This is a genomic window from Pseudomonas sp. UV AK001 (assembly GCF_046097675.1).
Taxonomy (GTDB): Bacteria; Pseudomonadota; Gammaproteobacteria; order Pseudomonadales; family Pseudomonadaceae; genus Aquipseudomonas; species Aquipseudomonas kribbensis.
In genome coordinates this window covers 221,170-238,134 of sequence record NZ_JBJUVZ010000010.1, presented here as the reverse complement: position 1 = coordinate 238,134, position 16,965 = coordinate 221,170, and the positions used below count along the sequence as shown (strand labels likewise).

The following is a 16,965-nucleotide window of genomic DNA, read 5'->3' as shown; positions in this document are numbered from 1 at the left end:
CCGAATGCTGGAAAAATCGCTGTGTGAATCTGACCGTTGCGGAGGCAGCAGTAGCGCCGCTTCTCGCGTGTGACGAGCAGGTTATCTGCCAGAGCAAAAGGGTGACGTTTGTCCCTGCGCGGATTAATATGGCGATTTTTATGAAAGAAGCGATCATGAGCCGCTTGGCGCAAGAAAATTTATATATACCCATTAAAGAACTGATCGTTTCTTTTTTTGTAATTGCTTTATTTTTTATATGGCAAGGAAACAAAGGATTTAATCTTTGGGATGAAGGCTTTCTTTGGTATGGCGTTCAGCGAGTCATGCTGGGTGAAGTACCAATACTTGATTTCATGGCCTACGATCCGGGGCGGTATTATTGGTCTGCGGCGATTATGAGCGTTGTCGGTGACAACGACATCTTGAGTCTGCGGGCAAGTGTTGCGGTCTTTCAGGTTCTGGGCCTGTTTGTCGGACTTTGGTTGATCTCCCGATCCAGAAAAGAGGCAGGAAAGGCGGGTATCGTCTTCTGGTTGATCTCGGCATTGACTCTAATGCTCTGGATGTTTCCGCGGCACAAGATTTTTGATATTTCCCTGTCGATATTACTGGTTGGCGTACTGACCTTTCTGATTAGCCGCCCTGCTCCAAAACGCTATTTCATCGCCGGTATTCTGGTCGGTCTGGTTGCGGTCTTCGGACGCAATCATGGCGTTTATGGTGTTGCCGGTAGTGTAGGGGTGATTGCCTGGCTCTCTATCAGGAACCACTCTGGTCCCGGTTTTTTCAAGGGAGGATTTTTGTGGGCGGCCGGTGTTGTCGTCGGATTTCTTCCTGTGATTTTCATGGCGTTGCTGATTCCAGGATTTGCCACGGCATTTTGGGAAAGCATTCGTTTCCTTTTCGAGCAGCAGGCGACAAATTTGCCGTTGCCAGTCCCCTGGCCATGGACAGTTGAATTTGCCACCGCTACGGTTGGTGAGGCTGTCCGCGGCGTATTGGTGGGCCTTTTCTTCGTCGCAACGCTCGTCTTTGGCGGGATCTCGGTTGTATGGGTCATCCATTGCAAACTCAAGGAAAAGCCTGTACCGCCGGCGCTGGTTGCGTCGGCCTTTCTTTCGCTTCCCTACGCGCACTATGCCTTTTCGCGTGCGGACTTGGGACATCTCGCGCAAGGCGTCTTTCCGATGCTTGTGGGATGTCTGGTTGTGCTTTCCAGCGCTCAATCGAAAGCAAGATGGCCGCTGGCCGTTGCCTTGTGTGCCGCCAGTTTCTGGGTGATGTATTTGTTTCAGCCCGGCTGGCAAAGTCTGGCAAACAAAAACTGGGTGAGTGTCGAAGTTTCCGGCAGAAATCTTCAGGTCGACCCTGACACAGCAAGCGACATAGCCATGCTCCGCCAACTGGACAATCAGTATTCGTCCGATGCAAAGCCATTTGTCGTAGTGCCGTTCTGGCCTGGTGCCTATGCACTGTTGGAACGCAAATCCCCGATGTGGGAGATTTATCCTTTGTTCTCCCGCTCTGCAGGTTTCGAAGAAAAGGAAATCAAGCGGATAGAGGAGTCCAGACCAGGCTTTGCACTTGTTTTTGATATGGCCCTGGATGGAAGAGATGAACTGCGCTTCAGAAAAACTCACCCTTTGACTTATCAATATATCGTTGACAAGTTTGAGCGGGTTCCGGATTCAAGTAATCCGGCCTATGAAATCTATAAACCAAAAGTCGCGGGTCAATGAAAAAAATCGCCATTCTTCAGTCGAACTATATTCCATGGAAGGGCTATTTCGACATGATCGCCGCCGTGGATGAGTTCATCCTTTACGACGACATGCAATATACCCGACGCGACTGGCGAAACCGCAACCAGATCAAAACGCCTCAGGGTATTCAGTGGCTGACCGTTCCCGTTTCGGTCAAGGGCAAATACCATCAGACCATTCGGGAAACCGAAATCGACGGCACAGACTGGGCAGCGGCACATTGGCGAGCCTTGCAGCAGAACTACCGCCGCGCCCCGCATTTCACTGAAATTGCTCAATGGCTGGAGCCGATTTACCTGCAGGAGAGCTATACGCATCTTTCGCAGCTCAACCGTCGCCTGATCGAAGCCATCTGCCGCTATCTGTCGATCACGACTACGATCAGCAACTCGTGGGACTACACCATGCAGGATGGAAAGACCGAACGCCTGGTGGATCTTTGTGTAAAAGCGGGCGGCAGTGAATACATCTCGGGTCCGGCGGCCAGAGACTACATCGACGAGGGGCTTTTTTCCGCCGCCGGGATCAAACTCAGCTGGTTCGATTATGCCGGTTACCCCGAATACCCTCAGATGTGGGGTGAATTCGCGCATGGCGTCACTATTCTCGATCTGCTTTTCAATTGTGGCAGGGATGCTCCCCGCTACATGAGGTACGTTGCATGAATCTTTCCATCGTGGCGACTCTCTATCAGTCTGCTGCCTACGTTGCCGAGTTTCACGAGCGAGTCAGTGCTGCCGCCAGGTCTCTGGTGGGCGACGATTACGAAATCATCCTCGTGAACGACGGCTCTCCCGATAACAGTCTTGAACTGGCAGTGCGGTTGACCGAGCAGGATCCGCATGTCGTTGTGGTTGACTTGTCACGCAACTTTGGCCATCACAAGGCAATGATGACCGGACTGGCGCAAGCCAAAGGTCAACGCGTATTCCTGATTGACAGCGATCTTGAAGAAGAGCCCGAGTGGCTTGTGGATTTCACCGGGCAGATGGAGCGCGAACACTGCGATGTGGTGTATGGCGTTCAGGAGAGCAGAAAAGGCAACTGGTTCGAGCGCTGGAGCGGCCAGTGGTTCTATCGTTTCTTCAAAGGTCTCACCGGGCTCGCACTGCCGGAAAACGTCGTCACGACGCGATTGATGACGCGGCGTTATGTGGATGCCCTGTTGCAACACCAGGAGCGTGAAGTCTTCATGGCAGGCCTTTGGCATACCACTGGCTTTGCTCAGCATCCCTGTGTGATCAAGAAACACAGCACCAGTGAAACCACCTATACCCTGCGCCGGAAAATGTCGCTGCTGGTCAATTCCGTGACCTCGTTCAGTAACGCGCCCCTGGTGAGTATTTTCTATGTCGGCGTGTCCATTTCCCTGTTTGCAATGGTTTATATCGCCTACCTGGTGACGCACTGGTTGTTCCTGGCCAAACCCATGAGCGGCTGGACTTCGGTGATGGCGTCGATCTGGTTGCTCGGCGGTATGATCATTTCGTTCATCGGCATAGTGGGTATCTACTTGTCGAAGATCTTCTCGGAAACGAAACAGCGGCCCTATACCATCGTGAGGCAGATTTATGCACAGCGGCAAGACTGACCTGCTCAAAGAGGTCGCGACGTACTACTCGGAAAAACTGGCCGAGCACGGCGTAACGCCTCGTGGGGTCGACTGGAATGGCGAAGAGAGTCAATTTGTCCGATTCGAGCAGTTATGCAAAATCGTCGATCCGGCACTATTGACGTTTTCGTTGACCGACCTGGGCTGTGGATACGGTGCACTTTACGATTTTCTTGTGGCGAAACATCCCACGTTTTCATATCTGGGAGTGGACGTATCGGCGGAGATGGCGGCTGCCGCCGGGTCCCGCATCCAATCCGCCACTGCCCGATTGCTCACCGCATCGAAACCAGATGTGGTAAATGACTACAGTGTCGCCAGTGGCATCTTCAATGTTCGCCTGAAGCGAACCGATGTCGAATGGTATGACTATCTTCAGGAAACACTGGATGTTCTGGACAAGTCAAGCCGGCTTGGTTTTTCTTTCAATTGTCTGACGTCTTATTCCGATGAAGACAAGAAGCGCGACTATCTGTACTACGCGGATCCTTGCCGGATATTTGATTTTTGCAAACGTCGCTATTCAAGTCAGGTCGCTTTACTTCACGACTATGGGTTGTATGAGTTTACTATTCTGGTGAGAAAGTAATATGAAAAGGCAGATTGTAATATTTGGCTCAGGTGATATCGCCCAGCTTGCGCATTACTATTTCAGCTCTGACTCTGAATATGAGGTGGTGGCCTTTACCGTCGATGCTGAATACATCAAAGAGTCCGAATTTTGCGGTTTGCCAGTTATTGCTTTTGAAGACGTGGTTGCCAGGTTTGCTCCGGAACAATATGATTTTTTTGTAGCCCTCAGTTATTCAAAGCTGAACGCGGTGCGCAAAGAGAAATTTCTTGCTGTAAAAGCGCTGGGTTACAGACTGGTCAGTTATATCAGTTCTCATGCGACAGTTCTCAATCAGGGCGCAATAGGTGAGAACTGTTTTATTCTGGAAGATAATACCGTCCAGCCTTTCGTGTCGATCGGCGATAACGTGACTTTATGGAGCGGTAACCATATCGGCCATCATTCTGTTATCGAGAATCATACTTTCATCGCCTCTCATGTTGTCATTTCCGGCGGCGTTAAAATTGGCGAGCAATGTTTCATTGGTGTGAACGCAACCTTGCGTGACCATATAAAAGTGGCAGAAAGGTGCGTAATCGGTGCCGGCACGTTGCTGCTGGCGGATGCGGACGCCGAGGGCGTATACATCGGCTCTGCGACCGAGCGTTCAAAAGTTCCAAGCACGAGGTTGAGGGGGCTATGAAACACGCCTGGCGCAAACTCGGGTTGATCTTTTCTCCTGCTGCAGAGCACGAGTGGTTGCACTCGCATGCAGCTGTTCCGATCGCGGAGCACATGGAGGGGGATATTTTCAGGATTTATTTCAGTTCGAGAAACCAGCGAAACGAGAGTTTCACGAGCTCCTTGTTAATCGATATAACCGACCCGCAGACCATTCTCGAACTGTCGGAAACGGCAACACTGTCCCCAGGAGGACTCGGCTGTTTCGATGACAGTGGCGCGATGGCGACCTGGCTTGCCCATCATCAAGGCAGGAAGTTTCTTTATTACATTGGTTGGAACCTTGGTGTCACCGTTCCCTTCAGAAACTCCGTCGGTTTGGCTGTCAGCCTGGACGGCCTGGCATTTAACCGGTATGCACCGGGGCCGATACTGGATCGTACGATGGCGGAACCTCACTTTGTCGCCAGTTGCTGCGTTATTCCCGGCGATGACGTGTGGCGAATGTGGTATCTGTCATGTACAGGGTGGATGTTGCGAGGGGGCGCGCCAGAACATCGCTATCACATCAAGTACGCCGAGTCGCTCGATGGAATTACCTGGAACAGGGAGGGCGTCGTTGCGATCGACTATCTGGATGATACGGAGTATGCCATTTCCAGGCCTTCGGTCATTCTTGATGGTGACTGCTGGAAGATGTGGTACTCGTATCGAGGCGACTCGTATCGTATCGGGTATGCAGAGTCCACTGACGGACGGAAATGGACGCGTCTGGATAATGATTGCGGCATTGATGTTTCTGACTCTGGGTGGGACTCCGAAATGATTGAGTATCCGTTCGTATTCGATCATAAGGGATCTCGTTATATGCTTTATAACGGTAATGGATATGGGCGAACCGGGTTTGGTTTAGCGATATTGGAGCAACATTCGTGAGTCGTCTCTTCGATTATCTCTACATTTTTGCAACGATCGGCTTCACCGTGTACGGGCAGTTGATACTCAAATGGCGTATCGCACAGTTCGGCCCGCTGCCAGTCGATACATTCAGCAAGATCAAGTTTCTTTTAGGGCTGCTTCTGGATCCTGCAATTTTTTCGGGGTTCGCCGCGGCTTTTCTGGCTTCGCTGGCGTGGATGGCGGCCATGACCAAGTTTGAATTGAGTCACGCTTATCCATTCATGAGCATCAACTTCGTAGTGGTTTTGCTTTTGAGTGCCTGGTTTTTAAGTGAACCCATGACGTTGCAAAAAGCACTGGGAGTCGGATTGATCGTGATGGGGACAGTGGTCGCCGCCCGGGGTTAGTTACCGATCCCCTGATGTTTTTGGCTCAGGTTGTTTTCAGTATTGAGTTCCGCGTTGAAGTCGCATTTCGGAGAGTAAATGAAGAAAGTAAACTCAAGAATTCCTTTCAACTGGCCACATATGACGGGAAAGGAGCTTTACTACATAGCCGAGGCGCACTTCAACGGCAGCCTGGCGGGTGATGGACCCTTTACAAAGCGTTGCCACCGCTGGCTCGAAGAGCGTTCTGGCTGTGATACGGCATTGCTGACTCACTCCTGCACAGCCGCGCTCGAGATGGCTGCCCTTCTGCTGGATATTCAACCGGGTGACGAAGTCATCATGCCGTCGTACACGTTCGTGTCCACGGCGAACGCTTTTGTTCTGCGCGGTGGGGTTCCCGTTTTTGTCGATATACGCGAAGACACGTTGAATCTTGATGAAAAACTTATCGAGTCAGCGATAACGCCGCGTACACGGGCAATCGTGCCGGTCCATTATGCAGGTGTCGCATGCGAGATGGATGAGATCATGTCGATTGCACGCCGCCATGGCCTGATGGTCGTCGAGGATGCTGCGCAAGGCGTCATGGCCAGTTACAAGGGGAGGGCGCTGGGCAGCATTGGTGACCTGGGTGCCTACAGTTTCCATGAAACCAAGAACGTGATTTCCGGAGAGGGCGGTGCCTTGCTGGTCAATCAGCCCGATCTGGCCCTGCAGGCCGAGATCATTCGCGAGAAGGGCACGGACCGGAGTCGGTTCTTCCGCGGCGAGGTGGATAAGTACACGTGGCAGGAAGTCGGCTCTTCATTCTTGCCGGGAGAACTCATCGCGGCCTTTCTCTGGGCGCAACTTGAAGAGGCTGACCGGATCACCCGGGAGCGCCTGGCCAGTTGGAAGCGTTATCACGAGTTACTCGCGCCGCTGGAGGCCAAGGGCGTGCTGAGACGTCCGATCGTGCCAACGGAGTGTGAGCACAATGCGCACATGTATTACGTGCTGTTGTCACCGGAAATTGATCGTCAGGACGTGCTGAACCAGTTCAAGAGCAATGAGATCTGGTCGGTTTTCCACTATGTTCCTCTGCACTCATCACCAGCCGGGCTGCGATATGGGCGTGCTCATGGAAGCCTTGAGGTCACCAATCGACAGTCAGAGAGACTCGTACGACTACCCCTTTGGGTGGGATTGTCGGAGGACCAGCAGGATCGCGTTGTGGCGATACTTAACGACCTTGCAAGTGGGCTCTGATCGTCGAAGCGTCCGGTGGTTTTCCATTCAGCTGGATTGAATGTCTGGTCCTGAAACAGGTGTAAACCTGTTCAGGGGCAGACAGTCAGGCATTAAAAAGCCGGCTTGTGGCCGGCTTCTCGGGGACTGGCTTGGTTTATTTTTGGTAAACCGCGCCAGCCTTCAAAACGTACACCCGGATCTTGCGTCCGGCTGTGGGACTTGGTCAGACAGTGGTCTGCCGCGTCAGGCGTCATCTGGGCCGCTTGGCGGGTCGATGCGCGAATGTGGGGCGCAGGATACTGAGTTTTGCTTCTGATTCCCAGCTTGAAGTGCGGTTTAGAGCGATCAAACTGGAGAAAATCCGGGATTTGTAGCGACTTTCCGGGCCTCATCGCCAGCAGGATGGCTCCCGCTTCAGAGAAACGGCACCACTGGCCGCCGCTTGCCCAGTGTCGACCACCAGAACACCCACCCCAGCACATGAATCCTTTGCTCCTCGATCTGAGCGGCGCGGAAGATTTCGTCCGGGTATTCGGCACTGTTGTGGCTGCGCAGGCGCAGGGCGTTGCCGGGCATGCGGTGCAGGTATTTGATGCGCAGCATGCCGTCGTGTTCGATGGCGTAGATTTCCCCGTCCACCACCTGGGTGAGGCCGCGGTCGATGGCGAGGGTGGAGCCGTCTTCGATCTTCTCGGCCATGCTGTTGCCGATCATGTGGGTGCAGATGGCGTCGGTGTGGCGGATTTCCAGGGCTTCGAGGTGGCTGCGGGGCAGGCGGATGGTTTGCTCCGGGTCCTTGATGACATGGGTCTTGTCGGAGCCTGGGGCAGTCGGGGCTTCCTTGTAGAGCGGCAGTTCGATGTCGGTGGATTCGAGTACCGTGTACACGCCCTGAATCGCCTGGGCATCCAGTGTGTCGCCGGCAGTGTACAGGTGCGGTGCTTCTTTCGGGCCTTCGCCGGTCTTCAGCCACTGGCTGTTTACGGACAGCAGGCGCGCGACTTCTTCCATGCGGTACGCGGGTACGCCCCGGGTGTACCAGTTATGAACGTTTTGGGCTTCCGTGCCCCAGAACTTTGCGAATCCCGTGGTGGTGATGTTCGCAGCTTCCAGGAGTGCCTTGAATCTTGGACCGCTAGTGTTCTTTCTCATAAACACGAGTCTACGGCCGGCCCAGAGCGGTTTGAATAAACCATGCGTTCAAAATCGAGGCAAATTTTGCGACGGGATGTAAGACGTGCTTGTGGGAAATTACACACACTAAAACTTTTCTGTAGGGCGCAATAAACAAGTCGTTTAAGGTCCCGCCAGCCAGGCACAAAAAACCCCGGATCAACCGGGGTTTTCTTCACGCGTGTCGCAGGTTGCGAGGCTTAGCCTTTGTAGGCAGCAACCGACTTGGTGATCGCGGCGCGGGCAGCGTCAGCGCCGTCCCAGCCTTCGATTTTCACCCATTTGCCTTTTTCGAGATCTTTGTAGTTCGCGAAGAAGTGCTCGATCTGCTGGATCAGCAGGGCTGGCAGGTCGGTGTATTCCTTCACGTCCACGTACAGCTGGGACAGCTTGTCGTGTGGGACTGCGATGACTTTGGCATCGCCGCCGCCGTCGTCGGTCATGTTCAGGATGCCGACCGGACGCGCGCGGATCACCGAACCTGGAGCAACCGGGTAAGGGGTAACGACCAGCACGTCCAGGGGATCACCGTCGTCAGCCAGGGTGTTCGGGATGTAACCGTAGTTGGCCGGGTAGAACATCGGGGTGGCCATGAAACGGTCAACGAACAGGCAATCGCTGTCTTTGTCGATTTCGTATTTGATCGGCGCGTGGTTGGCCGGGATCTCGATCGCGACGTAGATGTCGTTCGGCAGGTCTTTGCCAGCCGGAATCTTGCTGTAGCTCATTGGGCGTTGCCCCCGTTAGTAGACCAAAACACTTGGCCGGATTGACCAAAAAGTGGCGGCGATTATAGGCATATTCCACCCGCGATGCCATGCACCGAAGGTCGTCCAGGCCTTACTCGTGTGCCTGATAGACCGGGTCGGTGGCCTGAAGTTGCTTCAGTCGGGCCAGCGGATCCTGTCGGTAGAAAAGCTGCAGCTGCGCATACACCTGTGGATAAGCCTCGTGCAGCAGATCCGGGGCGCTGAAAAAGTATTCGCTGGTGACGGCAAAGAACTCCGCCGGGTTCTCGGCGGCATACGGGTCGATGGCGGTTTCGACGTCCGGATGGCGGTCGAGCTGGCGGTTGAGGTCGTCATAAGCCTTTTGCATGACCTCGGCCCAGTCGCTGACCCGCATGTCGGCGTGCAGCGGCGGCAGGCCGTTGGCGTTGCCGTTGAGCATGTCGAGTTTGTGCGCCAGCTCGTGGATCACCAGGTTGTAGCCTTCCCAGCCACCACTGGCCATCACCCCGGGCCAGGCGAGGATGACCGGCCCTTGTTGCCAGGCCTCACCACTGTGTTCGCCGTCCCACTCATGTTCAACGCCACTGGCATCGCGGTGGCGTTGGGGGCTGAGGAAGTCGTCGGGGTACAGAATGATTTCGTGGAAGCCCTGATACCAGTTCAAATCGCCAAGGTGCAGCAGCGGCAATTGCGCCTGGGCTGCGAGCAGCAGGCGTTGTTCCTGATGCAGTTCTACGCCGGGCAGGGCCGTCAGGTGTTTGTCTTCGAGGAACAGGACGCTGGCTTCGCGCAACCACTGATCTTCCGTGGTGCTGATGCCGTCAAGGAAGCTCAAGTGGTGACGCACCCGCTGCCACATGTCATCGGCAATCGGGTGCTTCGCCAGAGTGCGCCGGCGTCGCCAGGCGCTCAACGACCACATCGAATTAGTGCGATTGGGCTTTGGCGCCGCCGAGGCGGCTGCGCAGCATGCCGATGATCATCGGCACCAGCGACAGCAGGATGATGCCCACTACCAGCAGCGACAGGTTCTTCTTGATGAACGGTACGTTGCCGAAGAAGTAGCCCAGGGTCACCAGGCCGCCGACCCACAGGATGGTGCCGAACACGCTGAAACCGAAGAAACGTGGGTAAGGCATTTTGGCGACGCCGGCGACAAACGGCGCAAACGTACGGATGATCGGCAGGAAACGCGCCAGGGTCACGGTCTTGCCGCCGTGCTTGTCGTAGAAGTCGTGGGTCTGTTGCAGATAATCGCGACGGAAAATCTTCGAGTTCGGATTGCTGAACAGTTTTTCTCCTGCCGTTCGTCCGATCACGTAGTTGGTACTGTCGCCGAGAATCGCCGCCAGCATCAGCAGACCCGCCAGCAGCACCGGGTCCATACCGCCGCCTGCGGCCACTGCGCCGGCGATGAACAGCAACGAATCGCCCGGCAGGAACGGCGTGACCACCAGGCCGGTTTCACAAAAGATGACCAGAAACAGGATGGCGTAGATCCAGGTCCCATAGTTGTTCACCAGCATGTCGAGGTAGACGTCGAGATGCAGAATGATGTCGATCGGGTTGAAATCCATGTGGGCACCTGTGGTGATGGCCCGACTCGGCAGGCCTGTGCGGATGATTCGGTGTAAGCCTACAAGCGGGTGTAGTTTTTCTTACAAGCCGGAAAGCACAGGATTATACGATCTGATAGGTGAAAAGCGCGTTGGTTTTGTAGCGGGGCATTTCGAGGAGGGGAGCGAGGTGCAGGCCTTTGTGGCGAGGGCGTTTGTACCTTCGCCACAAAGGCCTGCATCCGCATTGTTAGAAAAAATCAGAGTTCGTCGCTGATCGGCAAAATGTAGTTCTTGAACTCGGTGTCTTCCTTGAATCCGATGGATTCATAGGTTTTCTGCGCCACTTCGTTGTCGCTGCTGGTGGATACACGCATGCGCACGGCCTGGGTTTCCTTGGCCATGCGCTTGGCGGTGCGGATCAGGTTGTCGGCGACCAACTGACGCCGGGCATCTTCGGCGACATAGATGTCGTTGAGGATCCACACGCGCTTGAGCGACAGCGAGGAAAAGCTCGGATAGAGCTGGCAGAAACCCATGAGCTTCTTGTCGTCATCATCGGCCAGGGCCAGATAAATGACCGATTCCTTGCGCCGCAGGCGCTTTTCGAGGAAGGCCCGGGACGAGTCCGGATAAGGCAGTGCGCCGTAGAACTCACGATATTTGACGAACAGCGGGGCCAGCAGGTCCAGGTGTTCGAGGGTCGCTTGAATAATCCGCATGATAGGTCTCGTCTTCAAGTGGCTGTCTTCAACTGCTCTGACGGCGATGGGAAACCCGGGCGGCCGTGCATCGATCCTGCCTGAAACCGGCGCAGTAAGGCAATGCGGAAACGGTTCAGGCCGGGGGCGGATCGAGTAGGAAATTACTCTTCATGTCTGCACCGGCTTCCGATTCCAGCGTCTGAACCTGCGCCTCGTCCTTCAGATTGACCCCCGACAGCTGCCGCCGACAGGCTTCGCGCATCAGATACAGCAGGCGGTGGGCCGCCATGCCGTAGCTCAAGCCTTCAAGCCGCACATTGGAGATGCAATTGCGGTAGGCATCGGTGAGGCCGACCTTTGGATTGTAGGTGAAATATAAACCGAGGCTGTCCGGCGAACTGAGTCCGGGGCGCTCTCCGATCAGCATCACGACCATTTTTGCCCCCAGCAACTGGCCGATTTCATCGCCAACCGCCACCCGACCTTGCTCAACCAGCACCACCGGTGCGATTGACCATTCGTCGGCGGTCATCTGTTCTTCCAGTCGGGAGATGAACGGCAAGGTGTGGCGGTGCACCGCCAGTGCCGAGAGGCCATCGGCCACGACCATGACCAGATCCACCCCGCCCGGATGTGCCAGCGCGTATTCGCGCAGGGCTTGCGCCGATTGATCGCTCAACTTGCGCCCCAGATCCGGGCGTTGCAGGTAACTGTTGCGATCCGTCGCCGCGCTGTGCAGCAGCAGGCTGTCGCGTTGGCGTTCGGCCAGTTGGGCGCTGAGCCCGGCGTGATCGAAGGGCAGATGCACGGCATCCCGGGCCTGCGCGTGGGCGTACTGGAAATCCAGTTGTGCACGGGTCGGCAGGCTGGTGCCGGTACGGCCGAGGGCGATCCGCGCCGGGGTCAGGCGACGCAGCTCAAGCCAGGGGTTCTGTGGATCGACGGGCGGTTTTTCCATCTGACTCATCCCAGTTGCGCCAACGCCTGGCGAAACGCCGGCGGCAGGTTGTTGCCGAAGCGGATCTTGCCGTCCGCCTGGGTGAAGATGCCCATCTTCGCCAGCCACTGCTCGAATTCCGGCGCCGGTTTCAGGCCCAGAGTCTGGCGCGCGTAGAGCGCGTCGTGGAACGAGGTGGTCTGGTAGTTGAGCATGATGTCGTCGGAGCCGGGGATGCCCATGATGAAGTTGATCCCGGCCACGCCCAGCAGGGTCAGCAGGGTATCCATGTCGTCCTGGTCGGCTTCGGCGTGGTTGGTGTAGCAGATGTCGCAGCCCATCGGCACGCCAAGCAACTTGCCGCAGAAGTGGTCTTCGAGGCCGGCGCGGATGATCTGCTTGCCGTTGTAGAGGTATTCCGGGCCGATGAAGCCTACGACGGTGTTCACCAGAAACGGTTTGAAATGGCGTGCCACGGCGTAGGCCCGGGTTTCGCAGGTCTGTTGATCGACGCCGTGGTGGGCGTTGGCCGACAACGCGCTGCCCTGACCGGTTTCGAAATACATCAGGTTCTGCCCGAGCGTGCCGCGATTGAGGCTCAGGCCTGCTTCATAACCTTCCTGCAACACGTTCAGATTGATGCCGAAACTGGCATTGGCCGCTTCGGTGCCGGCAATCGACTGGAACACCAGATCCAGCGGCACTCCACGGTTGATCGCCTCTATAGAAGTGGTGACATGGGTCAGCACACAGGCCTGGGTCGGAATGTCGTAGCGCTGGATGATCGCATCGAGCATTTCCAGCATTGCGCAGATCGAGGCGATGCTGTCGGTGGCCGGGTTGATGCCGATCATCGCGTCGCCATTGCCGTACAGCAGACCGTCGAGAATGCTCGCGGCGATGCCGGACGGCTCGTCGGTCGGGTGATTGGGTTGCAGCCTTGTGGATAACCTTCCACGCAGGCCGAGGGTGCCGCGAAATTTCGTCACGACGCGGATCTTCTGCGCCACCAGCACCAGATCCTGCACGCGCATGATCTTCGACACGGCGGCGACCATTTCCGGCGTGAGGCCAGGGGCCAGGGCGCGCAGGCTGGACTCGTCGGCCGCTTCGCTCAGAAGCCAGTCGCGAAAACCGCCAACGGTGAGATGGCTGACGACCGCAAAGGCCTGTTTGTCATGGCTGTCGATGATCAGTCGGGTGACTTCATCGGCTTCGTAGGGAATCAGCGCTTCCTGCAGGAAATGGCTTAGCGGGATGTCAGCCAGTGCCATTTGCGCGGCGACCCGCTCGCCATCGTTGAGCGCGGCGACGCCGGCCAGAAAATCCCCGGAACGCGCCGGGCTGGCCTTGGCCATCACGTCCTTGAGGCTGTCGAAGCGGTAGGTCTGGGCGCCGACGGTATGGGCAAATGCGGCCATGGGGCGCGGTCCTCCTGAATGAATGCTTTTAGTGCAGGCACCGAGCCTGAGGCCCGGTGCCGGTGCAACTTCTAGATACCTTCGAGCATAGCGTCTGCCGGTGCTTCGGAGCGTTGCTTGGCGGTCAGCTGGAAATACAGGTAACCGGCGGCCATGAACCCGAGGAACACGCCACCGATCAGGGTGTTGAACCAGGCCATCGCCACCAGGCACACCACCGCCAGAAACAGCGCGATCCCCGGCACGATCGGGTAGCCCGGAGCGCGGAAGGTGCGCTCAAGATTCGGCTCGGTTTTACGCAGCTTGAACAGGCTGAGCATGCTGATGATGTACATCACGATGGCGCCGAACACCGACATGGTGATCATGGCGGCAGTGAGGCTCATGCCTTGCAGATTGACCAGGCCGTCGCTGTAGATTGCGGCGATGCCGATCACGCCGCCGGCAAGGATCGCCCGGTGTGGCGTCTGGAAACGTGACAGTTTGGCCAGGCTTTTCGGCAGATAACCGGCTCGTGCCAGGGCAAAGAACTGCCGCGAGTAGCCGAGGATGATCCCGTGGAAACTCGCCACCAGCCCGAACAGGCCGATCCACACCAGCATGTGCATCCACGTCGAATTGTTGCCCACCACCGCTTTCATCGCCTGGGGCAGCGGGTCGTTGATGTTCGCCAGTTGTCGCCAGTCACCGACGCCGCCGGCCATCACCATCACGCCGATGGCCAGGAACACCAGGGTCAGGATGCCGCTGACATAAGCCTTGGGAATCGTGCGTTTCGGGTCCTTGGCTTCCTCGGCCGCCATGGCCGCGCCCTCGATGGCGAGGAAAAACCAGATCGCGAAAGGAATGGCGGCGAATATTCCGGGAATCGAGCCGAGGCTGAACTCACTGGAGCCCGACCAGCCATTGAGCACGAAGTTGCTGAAGCTGAAGCCCGGTGCAACCACGCCCATGAACACCAACAGTTCGGCAACCGCCAGCACGGTGACCACCAGTTCGAAGGTCGCAGCGATGCTGACGCCGAGGATGTTCAGGGTCATGAACACGAAATACGCGCCGACCGCCGCGACTTTCGGATCAAGCTCCGGATATTGCACGTTGAGATAAGCGCCGATGGCCATGGCGATGGCCGGCGGGGCGAAGACGAATTCGATCAGCGTGGCGATCCCGGCGATCAATCCACCTTTCTCGCCGAATGCCCGACGGCTGTAGGCAAACGGCCCGCCCGCATGGGGAATCGCGGTGGTCAGTTCGGTGAAACTGAAGATGAAGCAGGTGTACATGGTCGCGACCATCAGGGCCGTGACCAGAAAACCCAAGGTGCCTGCGGTGCCCCAGCCGTAACTCCAGCCGAAGTATTCGCCGGAAATCACCAGGCCGACGGCAATGCCCCACAGATGCAGGGTGCCGAGTGTGGGTTTGAGCTGTGTGGTGGAAGTCATAAGTCCTCTCTGTCTTTTTTATTGTTCGATCTGTTGGACTTTCGGGTGCAGCGGTTGAGTGAATGGATGCTGTTCACGCAGCGGCGGTGTTCAGACAAATCCTGAATGACGGGTACGCAAGGCCCGTGCCAGAGCGGCCAGGCTTTGTGTTGTGTCATCGAGGACGCCATCGCTGGCAAGCCAGCTCCCACAGTTTTCTGTGGTGTTCGGACTTGCGCAGATCCCTGTGGGAGCTGGCTTGCCAGCGATAGCAATTTGGAGGGCGACACCGATATTTCGGCGCCGCCCGGTTTTTTAGAAGAAGCCCAGCGGGTTGATGTCGTAGCTCACCAGCAGGTTTTTGGTCTGCTGGTAGTGGTCGAGCATCATCTTGTGGGTTTCACGGCCGACGCCGGACTTCTTGTACCCGCCGAACGCGGCGTGCGCCGGGTACAGGTGGTAGCAGTTGGTCCACACACGACCGGCCTTGATGGCGCGGCCCATGCGATAGGCGCGGTTGATGTCGCGGGTCCAGAGGCCGGCGCCGAGACCGAACTCGGTGTCGTTGGCAATCGCCAGGGCTTCGGCTTCGTCCTTGAAGGTGGTGATGCTCACCACCGGGCCGAAGATTTCTTCCTGGAACACGCGCATCTTGTTGGTGCCCTTGAGCAGGGTTGGCTGGATGTAATAACCGGAGGCCAGGTTGCCTTCGAGTTTTTCCACCTTGCCGCCGGTCAGCAGTTCGGCACCTTCGCCCTTGGCGATTTCCAAGTACGACAGGATCTTGTCGAATTGCTGCTCGGACGCCTGGGCGCCGACCATGGTGTCGGTGTCGAGTGGATCGCCACGTTTGATCTGGCTGACTTTCTTCATCACTGCCTGCATGAATTCGTCGTAGATCGACTCCTGAACCAGTGCGCGGGACGGGCAGGTGCAAACTTCGCCCTGGTTGAAGAACGCCAGCACCAGGCCTTCAGCGGCTTTCTCGATGAAGCTTGGCTCGGCCTGCATGATGTCTTCGAAGAAGATGTTCGGCGACTTGCCGCCCAGCTCAACGGTGGACGGGATGATGTTCTCGGCGGCGCATTTCATGATGTGCGAGCCGACCGGGGTCGAGCCGGTGAACGCGATCTTGGCGATGCGCTTGCTGGTGGCCAGGGCTTCGCCGGCTTCTTTGCCGAACCCTTGCACCACGTTGAGTACGCCTGGCGGCAGCAGGTCGCCGATCAGCTCCAGCAGTACGCTGATGCCCAGCGGGGTTTGCTCGGCAGGTTTGAGCACCACGCAGTTGCCGGCGGCCAGGGCCGGGGCGAGTTTCCACGCGGCCATCAGGATCGGGAAGTTCCACGGGATGATCTGACCGACCACGCCCAGCGGTTCATGGATGTGATAGGCCACGGTGTTGCCGTCGATCTCGGCGGCGCTGCCTTCCTGGGCGCGCAGGCACCCGGCGAAATAGCGGAAGTGGTCGGCGGCCAGCGGGATGTCGGCGTTGAGGGTTTCGCGGATGGCTTTGCCGTTGTCCCAGGTTTCGGTGATCGCCAGGGTTTCGAGGTTCTGTTCGATGCGGTCGGCGATTTTCAGCAGGATCAGCGAGCGGGCCTGGGCGGAGGTCGAGCCCCAGGCGTCGGCGGCGGCGTGGGCGGCGTCCAGCGCCTTTTCGATGTCTTCGGCAGTGGAACGCGGGAATTCGGCAATCGGCTGGCCATTCACTGGCGAGGTGTTGGTGAAGTACTGACCTTTGACAGGCGCGACGAACTCGCCGCCGATGTAGTTACCGTACTTGCTCTTGAACGAGACTTTGGCGCCTTCAGTACCGGGGTGAGCGTAACGCATGATGATGTTCTCCTTGGCTTTGTACTTATTAGAGAAACGCGCATGTGCGCTTGCTATAAGCGTAGAGCAAAGGTCG

Annotated in this window: 17 protein-coding genes; 8 read left to right on the top strand and 9 right to left on the bottom strand. The window is 56.8% G+C overall.

Annotated elements, in window-relative coordinates; translation table 11 throughout:
* Window positions 1–23 precede the first annotated feature (23 nt).
* From ACKLNA_RS24625 to rffA, 8 genes are all read left to right on the top strand, one after another.
* Window positions 24–1,721, top strand: coding sequence for a hypothetical protein (locus ACKLNA_RS24625; RefSeq protein WP_408987369.1), 1,698 nt, complete (start codon window positions 24–26; stop codon window positions 1,719–1,721).
* On the top strand, window positions 1,718–2,410 hold the full coding sequence (locus ACKLNA_RS24620) for a WbqC family protein (RefSeq protein ID WP_408987368.1): 693 nt from the start codon (window positions 1,718–1,720) through the stop codon (window positions 2,408–2,410). Before ACKLNA_RS24625 ends, ACKLNA_RS24620 begins: the two co-directional genes overlap by 4 nt.
* Window positions 2,407–3,336 (top strand): glycosyltransferase family 2 protein, encoded by a 930-nt coding sequence (locus ACKLNA_RS24615; protein WP_408987367.1) that lies wholly within the window; start codon window positions 2,407–2,409, stop codon window positions 3,334–3,336. Before ACKLNA_RS24620 ends, ACKLNA_RS24615 begins: the two co-directional genes overlap by 4 nt.
* Window positions 3,317–3,946 carry a class I SAM-dependent methyltransferase gene (locus ACKLNA_RS24610; RefSeq protein WP_408987366.1) on the top strand — a complete coding sequence of 210 codons (630 nt, stop codon included), beginning with the start codon at window positions 3,317–3,319 and terminating at the stop codon, window positions 3,944–3,946. The genes ACKLNA_RS24615 and ACKLNA_RS24610 overlap by 20 nt, the downstream gene beginning before the upstream one ends.
* Window position 3,947: 1 nt before the next feature.
* Window positions 3,948–4,613 (top strand): acetyltransferase, encoded by a 666-nt coding sequence (locus ACKLNA_RS24605; RefSeq protein WP_408987365.1) that lies wholly within the window; start codon window positions 3,948–3,950, stop codon window positions 4,611–4,613.
* Entirely contained in the window at window positions 4,610–5,527 is a 918-nt protein-coding gene (locus ACKLNA_RS24600) for a hypothetical protein (protein WP_408987364.1), read from the top strand. The genes ACKLNA_RS24605 and ACKLNA_RS24600 overlap by 4 nt, the downstream gene beginning before the upstream one ends.
* A complete protein-coding gene (locus ACKLNA_RS24595) occupies window positions 5,524–5,898 on the top strand; it encodes an EamA family transporter (protein ID WP_408987363.1) in 375 nt (124 codons plus the stop codon). The genes ACKLNA_RS24600 and ACKLNA_RS24595 overlap by 4 nt, the downstream gene beginning before the upstream one ends.
* A 78-nt stretch (window positions 5,899–5,976) precedes the next feature.
* Window positions 5,977–7,128, top strand: a complete 1,152-nt coding sequence (rffA, locus tag ACKLNA_RS24590) for a dTDP-4-amino-4,6-dideoxygalactose transaminase (RefSeq protein ID WP_408987362.1) — start codon at window positions 5,977–5,979, stop codon at window positions 7,126–7,128.
* A gap of 396 nt (window positions 7,129–7,524) precedes the next feature.
* Here the strand turns inward: rffA and ACKLNA_RS24585 are convergent, their stop codons facing one another.
* The 9 genes from ACKLNA_RS24585 to ACKLNA_RS24545 all read right to left on the bottom strand — a co-directional run bounded on the left by ACKLNA_RS24585 (window position 7,525) and on the right by ACKLNA_RS24545 (window position 16,889).
* The gene (locus ACKLNA_RS24585) at window positions 7,525–8,262 is read right to left on the bottom strand and encodes a helix-turn-helix transcriptional regulator (RefSeq protein ID WP_408987361.1); all 738 of its coding nucleotides are present in this window, start codon (window positions 8,260–8,262) and stop codon (window positions 7,525–7,527) included.
* A gap of 221 nt (window positions 8,263–8,483) precedes the next feature.
* Entirely contained in the window at window positions 8,484–9,011 is a 528-nt protein-coding gene (gene ppa / locus ACKLNA_RS24580; protein WP_007933577.1) for an inorganic diphosphatase, read from the bottom strand.
* 112 nt (window positions 9,012–9,123) lie between these two features.
* The gene (locus ACKLNA_RS24575; protein ID WP_408987360.1) at window positions 9,124–9,936 is read right to left on the bottom strand and encodes a zinc-dependent peptidase; all 813 of its coding nucleotides are present in this window, start codon (window positions 9,934–9,936) and stop codon (window positions 9,124–9,126) included.
* A 4-nt stretch (window positions 9,937–9,940) separates the two neighbouring features.
* A complete protein-coding gene (locus ACKLNA_RS24570; RefSeq protein ID WP_134828231.1) occupies window positions 9,941–10,591 on the bottom strand; it encodes a DedA family protein in 651 nt (216 codons plus the stop codon).
* 239 nt (window positions 10,592–10,830) lie between these two features.
* Window positions 10,831–11,292, bottom strand: coding sequence for an N-acetyltransferase (locus tag ACKLNA_RS24565; protein ID WP_085712303.1), 462 nt, complete (start codon window positions 11,290–11,292; stop codon window positions 10,831–10,833).
* 115 nt (window positions 11,293–11,407) lie between these two features.
* Entirely contained in the window at window positions 11,408–12,241 is an 834-nt protein-coding gene (eutC, locus tag ACKLNA_RS24560) for an ethanolamine ammonia-lyase subunit EutC (protein WP_408987359.1), read from the bottom strand.
* Window positions 12,238–13,632: an ethanolamine ammonia-lyase subunit EutB gene (locus ACKLNA_RS24555; RefSeq protein WP_408987358.1), complete on the bottom strand. Its 1,395-nt coding sequence runs from the start codon at window positions 13,630–13,632 to the stop codon at window positions 12,238–12,240. Before ACKLNA_RS24555 ends, eutC begins: the two co-directional genes overlap by 4 nt.
* A 71-nt stretch (window positions 13,633–13,703) precedes the next feature.
* The gene (gene eat / locus ACKLNA_RS24550; RefSeq protein WP_119428909.1) at window positions 13,704–15,074 is read right to left on the bottom strand and encodes an ethanolamine permease; all 1,371 of its coding nucleotides are present in this window, start codon (window positions 15,072–15,074) and stop codon (window positions 13,704–13,706) included.
* 294 nt (window positions 15,075–15,368) lie between these two features.
* Window positions 15,369–16,889 carry an aldehyde dehydrogenase family protein gene (locus tag ACKLNA_RS24545; RefSeq protein WP_085712299.1) on the bottom strand — a complete coding sequence of 507 codons (1,521 nt, stop codon included), beginning with the start codon at window positions 16,887–16,889 and terminating at the stop codon, window positions 15,369–15,371.
* Between the last annotated feature and the right edge of the window lie 76 nt (window positions 16,890–16,965).

Coding starts and splice junctions, on each gene's coding strand:
- eat (WP_119428909.1), bottom strand. CDS start 15,074: ATGACTTCCACCACACAGCTCAAACCCACACTCGGCACCCTGCATCTG.
- rffA (WP_408987362.1), top strand. CDS start 5,977: ATGAAGAAAGTAAACTCAAGAATTCCTTTCAACTGGCCACATATGACG.
- ACKLNA_RS24600 (WP_408987364.1), top strand. CDS start 4,610: ATGAAACACGCCTGGCGCAAACTCGGGTTGATCTTTTCTCCTGCTGCA.
- ppa (WP_007933577.1), bottom strand. CDS start 9,011: ATGAGCTACAGCAAGATTCCGGCTGGCAAAGACCTGCCGAACGACATC.
- ACKLNA_RS24610 (WP_408987366.1), top strand. CDS start 3,317: ATGCACAGCGGCAAGACTGACCTGCTCAAAGAGGTCGCGACGTACTAC.
- ACKLNA_RS24615 (WP_408987367.1), top strand. CDS start 2,407: ATGAATCTTTCCATCGTGGCGACTCTCTATCAGTCTGCTGCCTACGTT.
- ACKLNA_RS24570 (WP_134828231.1), bottom strand. CDS start 10,591: ATGGATTTCAACCCGATCGACATCATTCTGCATCTCGACGTCTACCTC.
- ACKLNA_RS24605 (WP_408987365.1), top strand. CDS start 3,948: ATGAAAAGGCAGATTGTAATATTTGGCTCAGGTGATATCGCCCAGCTT.
- ACKLNA_RS24620 (WP_408987368.1), top strand. CDS start 1,718: ATGAAAAAAATCGCCATTCTTCAGTCGAACTATATTCCATGGAAGGGC.
- ACKLNA_RS24575 (WP_408987360.1), bottom strand. CDS start 9,936: ATGTGGTCGTTGAGCGCCTGGCGACGCCGGCGCACTCTGGCGAAGCAC.
- ACKLNA_RS24555 (WP_408987358.1), bottom strand. CDS start 13,632: ATGGCCGCATTTGCCCATACCGTCGGCGCCCAGACCTACCGCTTCGAC.
- ACKLNA_RS24565 (WP_085712303.1), bottom strand. CDS start 11,292: ATGCGGATTATTCAAGCGACCCTCGAACACCTGGACCTGCTGGCCCCG.
- eutC (WP_408987359.1), bottom strand. CDS start 12,241: ATGAGTCAGATGGAAAAACCGCCCGTCGATCCACAGAACCCCTGGCTT.
- ACKLNA_RS24585 (WP_408987361.1), bottom strand. CDS start 8,262: ATGAGAAAGAACACTAGCGGTCCAAGATTCAAGGCACTCCTGGAAGCT.
- ACKLNA_RS24545 (WP_085712299.1), bottom strand. CDS start 16,889: ATGCGTTACGCTCACCCCGGTACTGAAGGCGCCAAAGTCTCGTTCAAG.